Genomic DNA, 17,345 nt, shown 5'->3' with positions numbered 1-17,345 from the left:
AGCTACGAAGCTGAAGCACATGATGAAGTCGCTCCCGATCACCATCGACAGCGTGCGCAAGACCTATGGGTCGTACGTCGCGCTGGACGATGTCTCGCTCGACATTCAGGCTGGCGAATTCCTCACGCTGCTCGGGCCATCCGGATCCGGCAAGACCACGCTGCTCATGACTCTGGCCGGGTTTGTCCGGCCCGATTCCGGTAGGCTCTTGTTGGACGATCGGGACATCACCCGCCTGGCCCCCAACAAGCGGGACATCGGCATAGTGTTCCAGAACTACGCCTTGTTCCCTCACATGAACGTCCTGGCAAATGTGGAGTATCCGTTGGCGCTGCGCAAGGTGCCGAAAGCGGAGGCCCGTCAGCGGGCGCTTGACGCCTTGGCCCGCGTGAAGCTGGACGGTCTGGCAGAGCGCGACATTGCCGCATTGTCCGGCGGACAGCGCCAGCGGGTAGCGTTGGCGCGGGCGATCGTCTTCGAGCCACGCGTGATGCTGATGGACGAGCCGCTATCGGCGCTCGACAAGAATCTGCGCGAAACCATGCAGTACGAGATCCGGCGTCTGCATGATGATCTTGGGATCACCACAATCTACGTGACCCATGACCAGCGTGAAGCACTGATTATGTCAGACCGGGTTGCAGTGATGAATTCCGGCCGCATTCAGCAGATCGACACGCCACAGCGGATCTATGATCGTCCATCCACCCGCTTCGTCGCCGAGTTCATGGGTGAGGCCAACATCGTGGCCCCAGGCGCGGTGCGCAGAATAGACGGCGCCGATGCGTCACCCGAAGCTCTGATGATCCGCGCGGAAAGCTTCCATCTTGATGCGAAGCTCGTCGGGCGAGACGGGGTGGCGCTTGAGGGAACGCTGCGCGCCAAGGCGTTTCGCGGCGAGAACTGGCTTTTGACGCTGGCGCTTGACGGCGGGCAAGATATCCTTGTCTGCATTCCGGCAGCACTGGCCAGCGGATGCGCGGAGCTTGCCACAGGTCAGCGGGTGACCGCATACGCACCAGCAGCGAAAGCTCACGCGATACCCGGAGCAGGAGCATGACCGTCATCGCAGATATTGCGCTCGCGGCAGACGCTCGACGCGAGCGGCACTTCTTCCTCTCGCTTTCACTGCCTGCACTGTTCATCGTTGGGTTGGCGGCGATACTGCCAATCTTATGGATCATCCGGCAATCCTTCCTGACCACGGGGGGCGAGTACACCGTCGGCAACTACGAGAAGGTGCTTTCGAGCGGACTGACATGGTCGGCACTCGTGACAACCGTTGAGCTGTCCTTTGGGACGCTGGCGTTCTGCATTCTTCTCGGCACCCCCCTGGCGCTCGCCCTGGCCAGCGCCAGACCAAGAGCGGCCAATTTGCTGATGGCCTTCGTCATGCTGCCGTTGTGGACTTCCATTCTGGTGCGCACCTATGGCTGGCTCGTGCTGTTGCGGCGCGATGGCTTGATCAACGCGGCTTTGACCGGCTCAGGCCTTACAACGGAGCCATTGCCGCTGGTCTACAACTTCACCGGAACGCTCATCGGCATGGTTCACTACATGCTGCCGCTCTTCCTGCTGCCCGTTTATGCCGCGATGCGCGATATCGACGCAAACCTCGTCCGCGCGTCAGCGAGCATGGGCGCCACTCTCGGGCAAACGATCCGCACGGTCATTCTACCTCTTTCTGCCGGCGGCATCTTCTCGGGTTCGATCATCGTCTTCATCTACACGATAGGTTTCTTCATCACGCCAGCGGTGCTTGGCGGCGGCAAGGTAAATCCTCTCTCCATCCGGATCGAGCGCACGCTGTCGACCTTTCAGGATTGGGGGTCGGCGAGCGTCCTTGGTATTCTGCTGCTCGTTCTCATGGCGCTGATCGGTGTGATGTTCCTGGCGGCGCGGCGGCTGATTGCAGGGCACAAAGTCGGTACAGCCCATGCTTGAAGCCTATCCAGACAACAGGCTGGCCCGCATCCTCCTGTGGAGCTTTTGCGCGCTCGTAATGGCGTTCCTGATGCTGCCGACGCTGGTCGTCGTCCCACTCTCCTTTTCGTCGTCCAATCTTCTCGAGTTCCCACCACGCGCATACTCGTTGCGCTGGTACGAGGCTTTCTTCGGCTCGGCGACATGGATGGCCGCACTCAGGACGAGCCTGATCCTCGGGACATTGACGGCGATGATCGCTGTGCCCCTGGGGCTGCTGGCCTGCATCTCGATGAACAGGCTCGGCGGAAAAGCCGCCGTAGCCATTCAGGGCGTTCTGCTCACCCCGTCCATCGTGCCGGGCATCCTGCTGGCGATCGGTCTGTTCTTTGTTCTGGCGGCGCAACGTCTGGTCGGAACGCTGTTCGGTGTACTGGTCGGGCATGTGGTGCTGGCCATTCCGGTCGCGTGCATTGTGCTGTTGCCCGCTCTGGCCCGCTTTGACTGGAACCAGGTTCAGGCGGCGCGCAGCCTCGGCGCAAACTGGGCGAGAGCCATTGGCGGAATAATTGTCCCGCAACTTCAGATCAGTCTGTTGTCGGCGACACTGATGGCGTTCCTGACTTCGCTCGACGAGTCCGTGATTTCGATCTTCGTCGCCAGCGGTCAAAACAGCACGTTGCCGAAGCTTATGTTCCTGTCGCTGCGCGATCAGATCGATCCGACCATTGCGGCGATCTCGACATTGTGGACCGTCATCGTCGTGGCCGTGGTCCTGATTGTGACCCTTCGCCAAAAATCCTGACCGAGACTGGAAACATGCCTACAAATCATCACGCAGCCGATGGTCCGGCGGATCAATCAACGGACATACCTCAGGTAGGGTTGGCCATCATCACCGGCTCGGCAAACTGGGGGCTTGCCTTCCCGGAAGATGTCGAATTCGAGGGCGTGCGCACCTTGCGGCGCGACATGAGTTTTGAAACGCCTTTCGGTCGTTCCGACAACTGGAAGCTTCTCGAGTTCGATGCATCGATTACAGCCGAAGGCAAAGCGAAACGTGCCTTGTGCATGTATTCGCACGGCAATCCGCGCGACCATATCGACCATTCCTGCCATCGCCGCGCGTTCTGGGTCTTGATGCAGGCGGGTGTAAGGCAAGTTCTGGCCTGCTCAACCATCGGCGCTGTCAACAAGGCGATCCAGCCCGGAGACATGGTGGTGAACGCCGATATCATCGAACTGTCGCAGACCCCGTTTTCACTGCTGCCTGGCCGCCAGAGCTTCGACTGCTCGGGCAAGCAGATCGTATGTCCCAGATGTGCGGCATTGTTGGCCGAGACCGCCCGGCGCCATTGGCCTGCCGAATGCCGCGTCCATGGCATCGAACAACAGTTGGTCGCTGCCCACTGTTACGGGCCGCGACTGACAACTCCCGCCGAAGCTCTGGCGTTTCGAAGCATGGGGGCGGATGTGCTCAACCATTCGATCGCCCCAGAGGCGACCTTGTCGCGCGAGATCGGTGCATGCTTCGTGCCCTTGGCATTCGTAACCGCCGGATTCAACGATTACATGGACCGCAATCGCCAGAAATTGCTGCAGGAGGACGTGTTGCCGAGCCTCTCCATGACGGCCTCACGGGTCGCGCTGGAGACTGCGGCACGGCTTCCGGTCAATCCGGAATGCTCCTGCCACGGTTTGAAGTCGCCTCAACCGGAAGAGCGCTCCAGCCGCTTTTGAGGCATCAGGCAGTGCTCGTGGGGTTAGCCAGAAGGTGTGAAAACTCCGTCGATGGCCGGGGCGGCCTCTGTCGATACCATGCCGCGCGCCACCAGATCCTCGAGATGGGCAAGCACCGACAATCCGGCGGCGCCATGCAGCCGCGGGTCGGTGTCCCTGTAGATCGCCTTGACCATGTCCACGATCGTCCGGTCGCCCTCTCTGACCCGCTCTAGGATGGCGCGCTCGCGCATTTTGCGATGCGTCTTCAGTCCGCGCATGAAAGCGCGCGGTGCCGTCACCGGCCCGCCATGTCCGGGCAGCAGCAGGCGATCCCCGCGTTCGATCAGCCGGTCCAGCGAGGCCATGTAGTCGGCCATCGCCCCATCCGGCGGGGCGACGACGGAGGTTGCCCAAGCCATGACATGATCGGCGGAAAACAGGATGCCGGTTCCTTCCAGCGCGAAGGCCGCATGATTGGCGGTGTGGCCCGGGGTCAGAACCGTCCTGATCGACCAGCCGTCGCCGTCGACCACCTCGTCGTCCGGCAGGACGATATCGGGGACGAAAGCCATGTCAGCGCTGGCGTCGAGCGCATTGGTCTCGCCGATATGCAAAGGCCTTGCCGGCCGGTGCGGCCCCTCTGCCAGCACGGCGGCGCCGGTGCGCTCCTTCAGCCGGGCCGCCAGCGGGGAGTGGTCACGGTGCGTGTGGCTGACGAAGATATGGCTGACCGGCCGGCCCGCGATCACGTCGAGCAGGGTCTGCAGATGCGCCTCGTCATTCGGCCCTGGATCGATCACCGCCAGCGTATCGCGGCCAACGATGTAGCTGTTGGTGCCGTGAAAGGTGAAGGGGCTCGGATTGCGAGCCGTGATGCGCTGGATATCGGGTGCGACGCTTACCCCCTGGCCATAAAGGGGGTCGAAGCCGGTATCGAATTTGAGTGCCATGGCGGATGCATCGGTGCCTTGTTTCAGGAAACGGCAAAACCGATTGCCGCATAACACGCAAGCCAATATAGGAGGATGTGAGGCCGCGAACATCAGATAGCGGTAATCGGAATGGGGAAATACCATGGCAATTGCAACTACGATGCGTCCGCTTGTTTCTCTGGCTTTGCCGCAAAATGCCGCGGCGCGGCTGGCAACGCAGCTTTTCCTGGCGATCGCCGGAACGCTGGTGCTGACCCTGTCGGCCAAGACCAAGGTGATGCTCGGGCCGGTCGACATTTCGATGCAGACGCTGGCCGTCATGCTGATCGCCGCCGCCTTCGGCATGCGTCTCGGCGTCGCCACCCTGCTGCTCTACATGGCGGAGGGCGCCATGGGCTTCCCGGTCTTCCAGAGCACCCCTGAAAAGGGCATCGGCATTGCCTACATGCTCGGCTCGACCGGCGGTTATCTCGCCGGCTTCGTGGTCATGGCGGCAATCGTCGGCTGGGCCGCCGATCGCGGCTGGGATCGCCATCCGATCAAGCTTTTCAACGCCATGCTGGTTGCCGAAGTCATCATGATGGCGATGGGCTTCGCCTGGCTGGCGCTGCTGATCGGCCCGGAAAAGTCGTGGCAGTTCGGCGTCGTGCCGTTCATCGTCGGTGACCTGATCAAGGTGGCGCTCGCGGCAAGCCTGGTGCCGGCTGTGTGGACGCTGCTGAAGCGCGGCTGAAGCGCGAGCAGGGCCAACCGCTCGGCGTCGATGTAGCCGAAGGCGTGCCGATATTTCAATGGTGATGTCCAGTAAGCCGGCCTATCAGGGCCGGCTTTTCTACAGAATCAAACAATGCTGTTGATCAAAACTTCCGCCAACCGTTGACGTGAAATAGGTGCTTGCTGGTGCAGCCGCACTGTCGTAGCCCTTGGTCTTCGACTGTGTCGAATCGCCGAAGGCGAGATGCCTGATTCGCCTTGCAAACGAATGGGCAAGCCAAGCGCATCATCGCAAATGGCCCATCGCCTGCACGGCACTTCGGGGGAAGGGCAAGGCGTTGAATGTCGCAGCGTCAACTATTGTCGGAAGCCGGCATTTCCTGTTCAGAATCCGATTTCAGCTGCTTGGCGGACTGACATTCGCGATTTTTGCGCCGGCGATTATCCGGATAGCCTTCAATCCTGAGTTTATCTATTCGGCCAACCTTCAGGTGACGGTAACCGCCGCGGCGATTGCGCATCTTGCGGGCTTCCTCTCCTATCGCCGCATCGGAAACTTCCCGGGCGTGGCCGCGGCCAGTTACATCTTGCCGACATTTGCCCTGTCCTACGGGGCCGTTTTCCTGACCATTTTCTTTTTCCGTTTCGAGTACAGCCGGTTTCAGGCCGCCGCCAGCTTCACGCAGTCCACGCTCTGGTATTTCGGCCTGAGCCTGTTGACGCGGCGCCTCGACCCACACCGGCTCGTCGTGATTCCCGGCGGGGATGTCGACCGCCTCAAGGCGCTGCCAGGGGTGCACTGGTTCTGGATCAAGTCGACCAACACCATCATCGAGAAAGCCAGCGGCGTGGTCGTTGATCTGCGTGCCGATCTTGGCGCGGAGTGGGAACGATATATCGCGGATCGGGCCCTTTCGGGAACGCCCGTATACCACGTCAAGCAAGTCAGAGAGTCGCTGACGGGTCGGGTCGAGATCGAGCATCTGTCGGAAAACACGCTTGGTTCGCTCAATCCGAACCAGGCCTATCTCAAGATCAAGCAGGCAGCCGACTGGGTTTCCGCGCTTGTCTTGATTGTCGTTTTTTCCCCTGTTCTGGCGCTGATAGCGCTGCTGATCCGATTGGACTCCGAGGGTCCGGTGCTGTTTCGGCAGCAACGCATGGGCTACCGGGGCGTGATCTGCACGGTCTACAAGTTTCGCTCGATGCGGCAGCAGGCGGGCGCCGGCAGTGACAAGGAGAGGGCGATAACCAAGCGCGACGACGATCGCATCACCCGCGTTGGTCGTTTCCTTCGAAAATTCAGGATCGACGAACTGCCGCAGGTCATCAACATCCTGCGTGGCGAAATGAGTTGGATCGGACCGCGACCGGAAGCTGTCGTGCTGTCACAGTGGTACGAGGCTGAGCTGCCATTCTATCGCTACAGGCACATCGTCAGGCCAGGCATAAGTGGTTGGGCGCAAGTAAATCAAGGGCATGTGGCTGCCGTCGATGACGTTATGGAAAAATTGCACTACGATTTTTATTACATAAAGAACTTTTCGCCTTGGCTGGATGTTTTGATAACTCTCAAGACGATGAAAACGATGCTTACCGGCTTTGGCGCCCGATAGCCAAAGCGAAGCGTGACTCTGGAATAGCAAGCGTAGGAAGCAGATGGATCTCGCCTCCAGGAAGATAGCAATCATCGGGCTTGGCTATGTCGGCCTGCCGCTGGCGGTTGCCTTCGGCGCCACCAGGGATGTCGTCGGGTTCGACATCAGCCAGTCGAGGGTGGATGCGCTGAGGCGTGGCGAGGACCATACGCTGGAAGCCAGCAGCGATGAGATCAATGCTGCTACGCGGCTGAGGCTCACCACCGACAAGGCCGATCTGCGCGATTGCGGGATTTTCATCGTCACGGTTCCGACGCCGATCGACAGGGCCAACCGGCCGGATCTGAAACCGCTGATCATGGCATCGACATTGGTCGGTGAGGCCATCTCTCCGGGCGCGGTGGTGATCTTCGAATCGACCGTCTATCCCGGCTGCACGGAAGAGGTGTGCGCGCCGCTGATCGAGAAACATTCGGGCCTGCGTTACAATGAGGGGTTCTTCCTCGGCTACAGTCCCGAGCGCATCAATCCGGGCGACCGCGAGCATCGGCTGCAAACCATCGTCAAGGTCACCAGCGGCTCCACGCCGGAAGCGGCCGAAGCCATCGATGCGCTCTATGCCTCGATCGTCCCGGCGGGTACGCACCGTACTTCGAGCATTGCGGTCGCCGAAGCGGCCAAGGTCATCGAGAACACCCAGCGGGACCTCAACATCGCGCTGATGAACGAGCTGTCGCTGATCTTCGGCAAGCTGGGCATCGACACGTCCGAAGTGCTGGAAGCCGCCGGCACCAAATGGAATTTCCTGCGCTTCACTCCGGGTCTTGTCGGCGGTCACTGCATTGGCGTCGATCCCTACTATCTCACCCACAAGGCCCAGGAACTCGGCTATCATCCTGAGGTGATTCTTGCCGGCCGCCGCATCAATGACGGCATGGGTCGGCACGCGGCGGATCAGACGGCTCGCCTGATGATGCGCAAGGGGATACCTGTCGTCGGCAGCCGGATTCTGGTGATGGGCGCAGCTTTCAAGGAAAACTGCCCGGACCTGAGAAATTCCAAGGTCGCCGATATCGTCGCCCAGCTTAAGGAATACAATGCCGGCATCGACATCTGGGACCCCTGGGTCGACGCGCAGGAATGCGCGCGCGCCTTCGGTATTGCCAGCATGAAGGACATTCCCGACCAGCGCTATGACGGCGTCATCGTGGCCGTCGGCCACAGGCAGTTCCGCGCGCTGGGCGTCGACGGCCTGCAGGCGCTTTGCAAGACCCCGGGCGTCATCTACGACATCAAGGGTCTGTTCCCCAAGCATGTCACGGATGGGCGCTTCTGATGAAGGTTCTGGTCACCGGCGCTGCCGGCTTCATAGGCTATCACGTATCGAAGCGGCTGCTGGAGCGCGGCGACGAGGTTGTCGGCATCGACAACGTCAACAGCTACTACGATCCGCAGATCAAGGAGGCGAGGCTGCGGCTGCTGGAGGAGGCGAGCCGCAGGACCAATGCGGGCTATCATTTCATCCGCGGCAATCTCGCGGAAAGAAGCGTTGTCGACGGCTGCTTTGGCGACCACGCATTCGACCGGGTTATCCATCTCGCCGCCCAGGCCGGGGTTCGCTACAGCCTGGAAAACCCGCGCGCCTATGTCGAAAGCAACATCATCGCCTACACCAACATGCTCGAGGCCTGCCGCAACAGCGCCGTTGCGCACCTGACCTATGCCAGTACGTCCAGTGTCTACGGCGCCAACACCGACATGCCGTTTTCCGAGCACCGGCCGGCCGACCATCCGCTGCAGTTCTACGCCGCGACCAAGCGCGCCAACGAACTGATGGCGCACAGCTACAGCCATTTGTTCGGGCTGCCGACGACTGGGCTGCGCTTTTTCACCGTGTATGGCCCTTGGGGGCGCCCGGACATGGCGCTGTTCCTGTTCACCAGGAACATCCTTGCCGGCGAGCCGATCAAGCTGTTCAACAACGGCAACCACACGCGCGACTTCACCTATGTCGAGGACATCGCCGAAGGCGTCGTGCGAGCCAGCGACAGCCCGGCCACGGGCAATGCCGCCTGGGACTCCAGCCGGCCGGATCCGGCCTCGAGCAGCGCCCCCTGGCGCATCTTCAACATCGGCAACAACAACCCGGTGAAGCTGACTGCCTATGTCGAGGCGCTGGAAAAAGCGCTGGGCCGGAAAGCCATCGTCGAACTGCTGCCGCTGCAGCCTGGTGACGTGCCCGATACCTTTGCCGACACGTCGGCGCTGGAGCGGGCGGTCGGCTACCGTCCGACGACGACGGTGACTGAGGGCGTCGCGCGATTTGTCGAGTGGTACCAGGCGTATTTTGGACGGGGATAAGCCTGTCTCCCGGCTGATCCGCGCTTAGCCCTGTTCCATGCCACGCAACCAGGAGGAGATGGAATCGATACGGCTCGCAAACAGGCAATCCGCAATCCATTGCAGTCCCAGGCGCTGTTGAGCGTTTGCATCCCTACGTTCAATCGGCGGGATCGCGTTACCGCGCTGGTTCAGGAACTTTTGCGCGCGAAATGCCCATTGCAGATATGTGTCCATGTCGACGGTTCGACCGACGGGACAAACGAAGCGCTTGCGGAAATCGCGTCTCACGATGCCAGATTGGTGGTCACCTCTGGTCCGAATGGCGGCAGAGGAGCCGCAATGTTTTCGGCGATCGCTTCCGCCACTGGCGACTATTGCATGATTTTCGATGATGACGACGATCTCTTCACCGATCGCTTGCCCGAGATTTGTGAGCGTCTCTGCGAGCAAAGCATCGACGAGAGGATTGCCGGTTTTGTGTTCTCGATGGTTCTGAGTGAAGCGGATGTGGTAGCAAACCAGTTTCCATCAGAGCGCACAAACCTGATCAAGATGCGAGCTGACGAAAATGTTGTCGGCGACAAGAAGGAGGTCATCAGAACTCCCTTGTTGAAACGGGTTGCCGTGCCACCCGCAGGGCGGTTCCGCCGTGTTCCAACATCTCTTCTCTGGTCCAGATTGGCGATCGAATATGACGTTATCTGTGTCAACGTCGATATCGGGAGGAAGAGGTATTTGCCGGAAGGGATGACGGCAAGAATTCGGCTTCTTCAGCGGCAAAATGCGTACCCGATGTTGTTGCTGAACTTGAATTACATCAGGGCATTCTGGCTTGGACGATATCGGTCGGTTCGGTTCCTGGGCAAGGCGGTTCTTGCCTGCTTGAGCTTTGGTGCCTTGAGTTTCCCGTTCTTGCTCAAGAGGTCATTCGCACGGGTGACTTCATGAAGAGAGCCAGCCTGTGGAAATTTGTGGAGTCCATCGTAATACGAATTGTCCCTGGTCTGCTCAATATCGTGACTCTGCTATACATTGGCAGGCATCTGGAAGTCGGCCAATATGGTATTTTCAGCACGACGATTGCGACGGTTTCATTTGTTTCGACGCTCGTCTTTGGAGTTGCCACCTATTCCATAATGCCAGTTTCAGCAAAAATGCATGCGGCAGGACTGGGTAGAGAGTACGTATCGTCCATTCTGGCCGCCCTGTCTGTCGTGGCCTTGTCTGTCGTCCTGGCCGGATTGATGTTGGCGTGGTTCGGATTTGGCAATGTCGTTGCCGCAACCATCATTGTTTCATTCGGGTTGCACACCGCACTTCAAGAGGTCCTGAGGTCACAACTGCGTTTGTGGGCATACGGTTGGTCGGCGATTGGCCAGGCGGTCGCATACCTAGCGGGAGCCATAGTCCTGCTTGTCGGAGATGCGAAAGTGGGCTCCGCGCTTAGTGCCTTTTCGCTCAGCTACTTCGCTGGAGCGCTGATTTCATTTGCTTTCCTGGGGCCGACGAATCTGAAGCGGCCTCGCCTTTCCTATCTTGGCGGGTCGCTCGCCACAGGCTGGGGATTTGTGTTGAGCAATTTGGCCGAGAGCGGTGTGTTTGTCGGCATTCGATACATTATTTTGATGTTTGGCTCTCAGACCCATCTCGGCGTCTTCTCGTTTTGTGTCGATCTTTCGCAACGCTCGGTCGGCTTCTTCATGAATGCGGCCAGCTTCGTGTTCGTGCCGCGGGCATTTCTCAGTGCCGCAAGTGGAAACATCAGGGAGTTTCGGCGCGGCTTGTTCGAGGGGGCGGCCATTGCGCTGATTTTTGCGGTCGCGTCTGCCGCTGCGATAATTGGTCTGTTTTTGTCCGGCTATGCGTCCGGATGGCTGGGAAAGTCATTTGACCCAGCGGTCTTTGCGGTCGTTTCTTGCGCCGTCCTGATAAACAGGACGAAGAAGGTGGTCATCGATCCGTTTGCGCTCCGCTCGAACAATGCAATGACGCTTACCTATTCCTACGCGATAGGAGCATTGGCCTGCTGCTGTTTGGCGGCATTGAGCCTGTGGTGGCGGCTGCCGCTTGGCAGCGAAATGGCATTTCTGTCCGCATATGTCATAGCCGCGGCCTGTTCGTTTTTCGCGTTGAGGAGCGTGATTGCGGACAACGGGCCGGATGCAACACAGCGAGCCTTTTTGATGGCCGGATCGGATGCCGGGAATGAATGAGAAGAAGGCATTCTATGACGAAAAGAACGGCCGCATCGTCCATGTCGGCGCGATAGCCGACGACGACTATTGGGATTCCCACTGGGCCGAAGGGAACGTCTTGAGGCCGGATCGCTTTGTCGTCGCAACGACCAAACGATATCTGACAGGGCCGGCGAAGGTCCTGGACGCCGGATGTGGCCTGGCCAATACGGTCTATGGCCTGCATCAGGCAGGCTTTTCCGCCCATGGAATCGACTTTGCGCAGAAGACCGTGGGGATGGTGAATCGCGCCGCGCCGCATTTGCAGGTGACGGTTGGAGACGTTCGGGCGACAGGCTTCGCGGATGAATTCTTCGATGGGGTGTGGTCGCTCGGAGTGATCGAGCACTTCTTCGACGGGTATGACGAGATCGTCTTGGAGATGCGGCGCATCATCCGATCGGGAGGGATTGCCTTCGTGACGGTGCCGAGCATTTCTCCTCTCCGAAGATTGAAGGCCAGAATGGGTCTCTATCCCAGGTTTTCGGGCGAACAGGCCGGATTTTACCAGTTCGTCCTTGAGCCATCTGCGATTGTTTCCAGGTTCGAACAGCACGGCTTCAAGCTTCTGGAGTCGCGGCCAAGGGGCGGCTTCAAGGGGCTGAAGGACGAGACATTTTTCACAAAGCCGATGCAGGCCTGGTACGACAGCAGCAACGGCGTCCTGAGGGGTTTGCGGGCTGCCGCCGATCGCTTGCTCGGCCCATTTTCGCATCATACGCGGCTCTATGTGTTCCATAGGGTATAGCGCGGATGTTGAGCGCGAATGGGCACAGATCGGCGAACGAAATAAACGGTGAAGCAGTGTCGATATTGCGAAAGTTTGTTCGCGCGAACGTGGCCATGTCCGAGTTCCTCGACAGGGCTCTGCCGTTGCACCTTCGCATCGACGGCAACCGGACCTTTGCGACGGAGATAGCACCTCCCTTACTTACCCCAGACGCGCGGGTTTACGATCTTGGCGGGGGTGCCAGACCATTCGTCAGCCTCTCGGAGAAGCGGCGCCTGAGGCTTTTTGTCGTCGGGCTCGACCTCGACGCGGAAGAGTTGTCGAAAGCGCCGCGCGGCATATACGACGAAGAGATTGAAGCGGACCTTACCTCGTTTGAGGGGAGGGGCGATGCTGACCTCGTCATTTGTCAGGCGACGCTCGAACACGTCCATGACGGTGAGGCGGCCTTGCATGGCATTGCCAGTTGCGTGAAGCCGGGAGGCGTGGTTGCCATTTTCTCGCCCTCGCGTAACGCTGCCTTCGCCAGGTTAAATCGGGCCCTGCCAGAGGGGCTGAAACGACGGTTGCTTTTTGCGATCTATCCCGAAAAGGGCATGGGTCATGACGGGTTTCCGGCGTTCTACGACAAGTGCTTGCCCAGTGAGGTCGAAACAATCGCAAAACGGAACGGCCTGGAGCTCATCGAGCGCCGCCTGTTCTGGAAGAGTTCCTATTTCTATTTTTTCGTGCCGGCCTTTCTGACCTGGCGCATTTGGCTAGGCGTTTCGGCCCTGGTTTTCGGCAAGGATGCTGCCGAGACCTACGCTTATGTCTTTCGGCGAAAACAGTGAATCCCGGGGGCTCATGACAGGGAAGCTCGCGCTGATCGCCATTCCGCTCGACAGCAGAGGTGGGGCCGAAACCATCCTGAAGCTGGTTGCACGTGCGCTCGCGAGCCGGCCCGACTGGGACGTCGAAATCGGCTTCCTGGGTGGCCAGGCGGCGGGGGAAGCCGGTGGCCCATACCAGGATGGAATCCGGCGCAGCTACGGCTTTGGCGGCGGCAAAGCCATGAGCGAGTTTTTGCTCGCCCCGAGGCTGATCCGGCATCGCTACGATTTGGTTTTCTCAAGCCACACGCGGGTGAATTCGTTCCTGGCCGCCGCCCGAAGTGTTGGCGTTCTTCGAAGCCGCAGGCTGGTCGCTCGCGAGTCCACGGTGCTTCTGGATCGCTTCAAAGGGCCTCGCGCACTGGCTTACAGGGCACTCTACGCTGCCTATGGCAGCCAGGACATGGTTGTCGCGCAAACGAGCTACATGAACGAACGCCTGCGTGACGTGTTGCCCCGGCGTGCCATTGCTAAATTGCATACCTTGCCCAATCCGGTCGATGAAGATCTCATCATCAAAATGTCCGCTGAGACATTGTCGGAGAGCGACGCGCAGATATTTTCCCGCCGTCCGCAAATCGTCTGGTGCGGCCGGCTGATTGAGGTCAAACGCCCGACGATCGCGGTTGATGTGCTCGCGGAGATCAGGCGAAGGACCGGCGAAGATTATGAGCTTACCATGGTTGGCTCCGGACCCATGGAATCGGAACTGAGGACTTACGCCGGCAAGCTTGATCTGGTCTCGCGCGTAAATCTGCTCGGCCAGAGAGACAATCCATTTCCGCTGTTTCGCGCGTCGCGTGGCAGCCTGCTCACGTCGGCGGCCGAGGGATTTCCGAACGTCCTTCTGGAAATGATGGCTTGCCGGGTTCCTGGCATCGTCACCACGCCCTGTGCGGGAGATCTGGACATGCTGTCCGGCCTGGAGATTTCAGCCGGCTTTGGCGCGTCCGAAATTGCGGATGCACTGTTGAGGGTCGTTCACGGCGGCGATCGGTCGGCCTTGTATGCGAAGACCTTGTCGGAAAGATCGCCCGGGCGATTTGCGAATATGCTGTTGGGAGAGCCTTCGTCATATCCGGACGGGCACAGATGATGCCCGTTGCTCGCAACAGGATAATCATCTCGATAAACACGTCCTGGAACGTCGTCAATTTCCGCAAGGGTCTGATCGAGGCGTTGCGGAGCCATGGCTATGACGTCGTCATCATGGCGCCGAGGGACGAGTACTCTTCGCGGATAGCGGCCATGGGCTGCCGCTATGTCGAACTCGAAATGGACAATTCCGGCACGTCGCCTTTGCGCGACGTGGTGCTTCTGTGGCGCTACTGGCGTCTCTTGCGGCGTGAGAGACCGTTGGCGTTCGTCGGCTTCACGATCAAACCCAATGTGTTCGGCTCCATCGCGGCCAATCTGAATGGCATTGCGGTCATCAACAACATTTCCGGGCTGGGGACGGCATTCGTTCGCGGTGGTCTGCTGCTCAGAATTGCCAAGGCCTTGTATCGGGTGGCGCTGGCCCGTTCCAGGATGGTTTTCTTTCAGAACGACGACGACCGGATGCTGTTCGTCGACGCGCATCTGGTCCGCAAGGATCAGACCGGGCTTTTGCCTGGCTCCGGCATCGACCTCGCGCATTTTGCCCCGCCGTCCGAAGCGCGCACCCGGTCTGGCGCGATCGTGTTTCTTCTCGTGGCCCGGCTTCTCTGGGACAAGGGTATCGGCGAGTTCATCGAGGCGGCCCGTCTGGTTCGCCAAGAACTGCCCGGCGTGCGCTTCCAACTGCTCGGCTTTCTTGACGTCGAGAACCGAACCGCCGTGAGCCGGCAGAAGGTCGAGCAATGGGTCGGTGAGGGATTGGTCGAATATCTCGGCTCCACCGACGATGTGCGGCCTTTTCTGCGTGCTGCCGATTGTGTCGTCTTGCCCTCCTACAGGGAGGGAACGCCGCGCTCGCTGCTCGAGGCGGCTGCCATGGGCAAGTCGCTGATCGCGACCGACGTGCCCGGATGCAGGGAGGTGGTGGACCACGCGGTCAACGGCTTCCTGTGCAAGGTGAGGGACCCTGGTGATCTGGCAAGCAAGATGATCGAGTTTGTGCGGATGGATGAAGCATCGATGGACCGGATGGGAGTTGAGAGCAGAAGGAAGGTCGAGCGGCAATTTTCGGAAACGATCGTCATCGAGAAATACATGGAGCAGATAGAAAGACTGAGCGCCCTTGCGGTGAAATGAGTGAGCGGGCCTCACGGGTCGGACGGAGGACGGTCTTGTCAATCAGGAGCATGGTGTTCCTTGCCATATCAGCTGTTCTGTTCGGTGCCGGCTTTCTGGGCGTCATCGTGATGCAGAGGGGCAACCCGCCACCCGCCAGGCCGGCAGCCGCGCCCAAGCCGTTTGATGGCAGCTCGCCATTCCCTCGATCGACGATCTCCGCGTAGGCGGTCGCAAGATCCTGCTGTGCGGCGCGGCGTTTTCCAGGCCCCAGGCGATACGCGCCCTGGTGACGGAAGCAGCGCGCCGGGACTACCAGGGGCTCATCCTGACTTGCAAACCTGTCGGTGCCGGTACGCCTTGCGACGGCAATATCGCTTCGAGGGTTGGCGATACCCTCGTTGTGCAGTGCTTGACGGCCGAGGGGAAAGACCTGGCCACCATGCTTACGCGGGGTGGACTCCTCTGCGGCCAGCCGGCTCAGGCCGGTGCAACGTACAAGCCTTGCTGAGCACGTCGTCAGACGGCCTAGGTGCGTTTGCAGTGAAATGAATGGGTCTTGTCCTCAAGCTGGCCAGACGTGTTTCTGCATTTGGGTATTTATGGGTATATTTGTGGGTATGACCTTAAAGATCGACTCCTTGCGAATTACCCCCGAAATCCTTGCTTTGGTCTCGGAGATCGACGAGTTCAAAGGGGCTTGGCGAGCGCTGGGAGCGCTCGCGCCGGAGCGCCTATCGGCTCTGCGCCGCGTTGCTACCATCGAGAGTATCGGCTCTTCTACCCGTATTGAAGGAAGCAGGCTCACTGACGGCGAAGTGGAGCGGCTGCTCGCCAACCTCGACATCAAATTCTTTGAATCCCGAGACGAGCAGGAAGTCGCCGGATATGCGCAGGTCATGGAAATGATCTTCGCGCATTTCGATGCGATTGATCTGACCGAAAACCACCTGACACAGCTACACCGTGACTTGCTGGCGTTCAGCAACGAGGATGAGCGCCATCGCGGCGCATATAAGACACTCGCCAATAATGTCAGCGCGTTCGATGCCGAGGGAAAAGAGATCGGCGTCATTTTCGAAACGGCGACGCCTTTCGATACGCCGAAGCGGATGAAAGAGCTTGTCGAGTGGACACGCGACACACTCAAGGAGCAAAGCCTCCACCCTCTGCTCGTCGTCGCAATCTTCACAGTGGTGTTTCTGGAGATACACCCATTCCAGGACGGCAATGGAAGGCTGTCGCGCGCTCTGACGACACTCCTGCTGATGCGCAGCGGGTATGCCTATGTGCCCTACTCTTCACTCGAAAGCGTGATTGAGAACAGCAAGGAAGGTTACTATCTGGCGCTACGCCAGACTCAGAAAACGATCCGTAGCCCGAAGCCCAATTGGCAGCCTTGGGCTGTGTATTTCCTGCGCGCTCTTCAGCAGCAAAAGCGACGGCTCGAGAAAAAAATCGAGCGGGAACGTCTTATGCTCGGCACGTTGCCTGCTCTCTCTCTTCAAATCGTTGAGGCCATCAATGAGCGCGGGCGCATAACCATCGGCGAGATCGTCAAGCTGACAGGCGCAAACCGAAACACCGTCAAAAAACACTTGGCCATTCTGGTCGAAGCAAACCATCTGGCCCAACATGGAACCGGCAAGGGAACGTGGTACGGCCAAACTAGGCGATAAAGGCCCCAAGTCTGAAGCATATCGTCTGAAGCATATCGATTTGGTGAGCTGGATTGAGCGGGCCTATGGAGCCAGATCTTGGTGGCCGGAGAGGAGGAATGGTGGCTCCGTTGGCATACCCGCTAGCCGCGATCAGTATCGAGGCGATCTCGAATTGCGCGCTGTCAGCACGACCAATGATCGAAATCGCGCGGCTGCCATCGAGGGAAGATATGGAGAAATAACATATTGATAAATCAACAAATTAGGTGGTTTTTCCGAAATGGTTTGGCGCGCCGGCTTTGATCAAATCATATCGAGTCAGTCACGGCGGAAGGGACATCCAAGTTTTCTATCCGACAATAAGAAACCTGTGACAGGTAGTCGAAAATTATTCATGCGGCC

The 17,345-nt window shown here is 59.4% G+C and carries 17 protein-coding genes; 16 read left to right on the top strand and 1 reads right to left on the bottom strand.

Annotation, left to right across the window (positions count from 1 at the left end; translation table 11 throughout):
- Positions 1–22: 22 nt before the first annotated feature.
- Genes HB777_18960 through HB777_18945 form a run of 4 tightly spaced genes read left to right on the top strand, consistent with a single transcriptional unit; the run spans position 23 to position 3,663 of the window.
- The gene (locus HB777_18960) at positions 23–1,060 is read left to right on the top strand and encodes an ABC transporter ATP-binding protein (protein QND68821.1); all 1,038 of its coding nucleotides are present in this window, start codon (positions 23–25) and stop codon (positions 1,058–1,060) included.
- Entirely contained in the window at positions 1,057–1,944 is an 888-nt protein-coding gene (locus tag HB777_18955) for an ABC transporter permease (GenBank protein QND65782.1), read from the top strand. The genes HB777_18960 and HB777_18955 overlap by 4 nt, the downstream gene beginning before the upstream one ends.
- Positions 1,937–2,728 carry an ABC transporter permease gene (locus HB777_18950; protein QND65781.1) on the top strand — a complete coding sequence of 264 codons (792 nt, stop codon included), beginning with the start codon at positions 1,937–1,939 and terminating at the stop codon, positions 2,726–2,728. The genes HB777_18955 and HB777_18950 overlap by 8 nt, the downstream gene beginning before the upstream one ends.
- 14 nt (positions 2,729–2,742) lie before the next feature.
- The gene (locus HB777_18945; GenBank protein ID QND68820.1) at positions 2,743–3,663 is read left to right on the top strand and encodes a 5'-methylthioadenosine phosphorylase; all 921 of its coding nucleotides are present in this window, start codon (positions 2,743–2,745) and stop codon (positions 3,661–3,663) included.
- A 23-nt stretch (positions 3,664–3,686) separates the two neighbouring features.
- Here the strand turns inward: HB777_18945 and HB777_18940 are convergent, their stop codons facing one another.
- On the bottom strand, positions 3,687–4,595 hold the full coding sequence (locus HB777_18940) for an MBL fold metallo-hydrolase (GenBank protein QND65780.1): 909 nt from the start codon (positions 4,593–4,595) through the stop codon (positions 3,687–3,689).
- Between the two features lie 124 nt (positions 4,596–4,719).
- Here HB777_18940 and HB777_18935 point away from each other — a divergent pair, with 124 nt between their 5' ends.
- The 12 genes from HB777_18935 (at position 4,720) to HB777_18880 (ending at position 16,961) form a co-directional block, all read left to right on the top strand.
- Positions 4,720–5,310, top strand: a complete 591-nt coding sequence (locus HB777_18935) for a biotin transporter BioY (protein QND65779.1) — start codon at positions 4,720–4,722, stop codon at positions 5,308–5,310.
- 283 nt (positions 5,311–5,593) lie between these two features.
- Positions 5,594–6,907, top strand: coding sequence for a polyprenyl glycosylphosphotransferase (locus HB777_18930; GenBank protein ID QND68819.1), 1,314 nt, complete (start codon positions 5,594–5,596; stop codon positions 6,905–6,907).
- Positions 6,908–6,950: 43 nt separating this feature from the next.
- Positions 6,951–8,225 (top strand): nucleotide sugar dehydrogenase, encoded by a 1,275-nt coding sequence (locus HB777_18925; GenBank protein QND65778.1) that lies wholly within the window; start codon positions 6,951–6,953, stop codon positions 8,223–8,225.
- Complete coding sequence (locus HB777_18920) at positions 8,225–9,250, top strand: NAD-dependent epimerase (GenBank protein ID QND65777.1); 1,026 nt, start codon at positions 8,225–8,227, stop codon at positions 9,248–9,250. Before HB777_18925 ends, HB777_18920 begins: the two co-directional genes overlap by 1 nt.
- 99 nt (positions 9,251–9,349) lie before the next feature.
- A complete protein-coding gene (locus HB777_18915) occupies positions 9,350–10,180 on the top strand; it encodes a glycosyltransferase (protein QND65776.1) in 831 nt (276 codons plus the stop codon).
- The gene (locus HB777_18910; protein ID QND65775.1) at positions 10,177–11,445 is read left to right on the top strand and encodes a hypothetical protein; all 1,269 of its coding nucleotides are present in this window, start codon (positions 10,177–10,179) and stop codon (positions 11,443–11,445) included. Before HB777_18915 ends, HB777_18910 begins: the two co-directional genes overlap by 4 nt.
- A gap of 100 nt (positions 11,446–11,545) precedes the next feature.
- Complete coding sequence (locus HB777_18905) at positions 11,546–12,214, top strand: class I SAM-dependent methyltransferase (protein QND65774.1); 669 nt, start codon at positions 11,546–11,548, stop codon at positions 12,212–12,214.
- Between the two features lie 95 nt (positions 12,215–12,309).
- Entirely contained in the window at positions 12,310–13,029 is a 720-nt protein-coding gene (locus tag HB777_18900; GenBank protein QND65773.1) for a class I SAM-dependent methyltransferase, read from the top strand.
- Complete coding sequence (locus HB777_18895; protein QND65772.1) at positions 13,007–14,164, top strand: glycosyltransferase; 1,158 nt, start codon at positions 13,007–13,009, stop codon at positions 14,162–14,164. Before HB777_18900 ends, HB777_18895 begins: the two co-directional genes overlap by 23 nt.
- Positions 14,164–15,303 (top strand): glycosyltransferase family 4 protein, encoded by a 1,140-nt coding sequence (locus tag HB777_18890; GenBank protein ID QND68818.1) that lies wholly within the window; start codon positions 14,164–14,166, stop codon positions 15,301–15,303. The genes HB777_18895 and HB777_18890 overlap by 1 nt, the downstream gene beginning before the upstream one ends.
- 35 nt (positions 15,304–15,338) lie before the next feature.
- On the top strand, positions 15,339–15,509 hold the full coding sequence (locus tag HB777_18885) for a hypothetical protein (protein QND65771.1): 171 nt from the start codon (positions 15,339–15,341) through the stop codon (positions 15,507–15,509).
- Between the two features lie 393 nt (positions 15,510–15,902).
- Entirely contained in the window at positions 15,903–16,961 is a 1,059-nt protein-coding gene (locus HB777_18880) for a Fic family protein (protein QND65770.1), read from the top strand.
- Positions 16,962–17,345 lie beyond the last annotated feature (384 nt).

The organism is Mesorhizobium loti (assembly GCA_014189435.1).
In the GTDB taxonomy this organism is placed as follows: domain Bacteria; phylum Pseudomonadota; class Alphaproteobacteria; order Rhizobiales; family Rhizobiaceae; genus Mesorhizobium; species Mesorhizobium loti_G.
The sequence above is the reverse complement of the archived record's forward strand: the minus strand, read 5'-3'. Positions and strand labels throughout refer to the sequence as shown.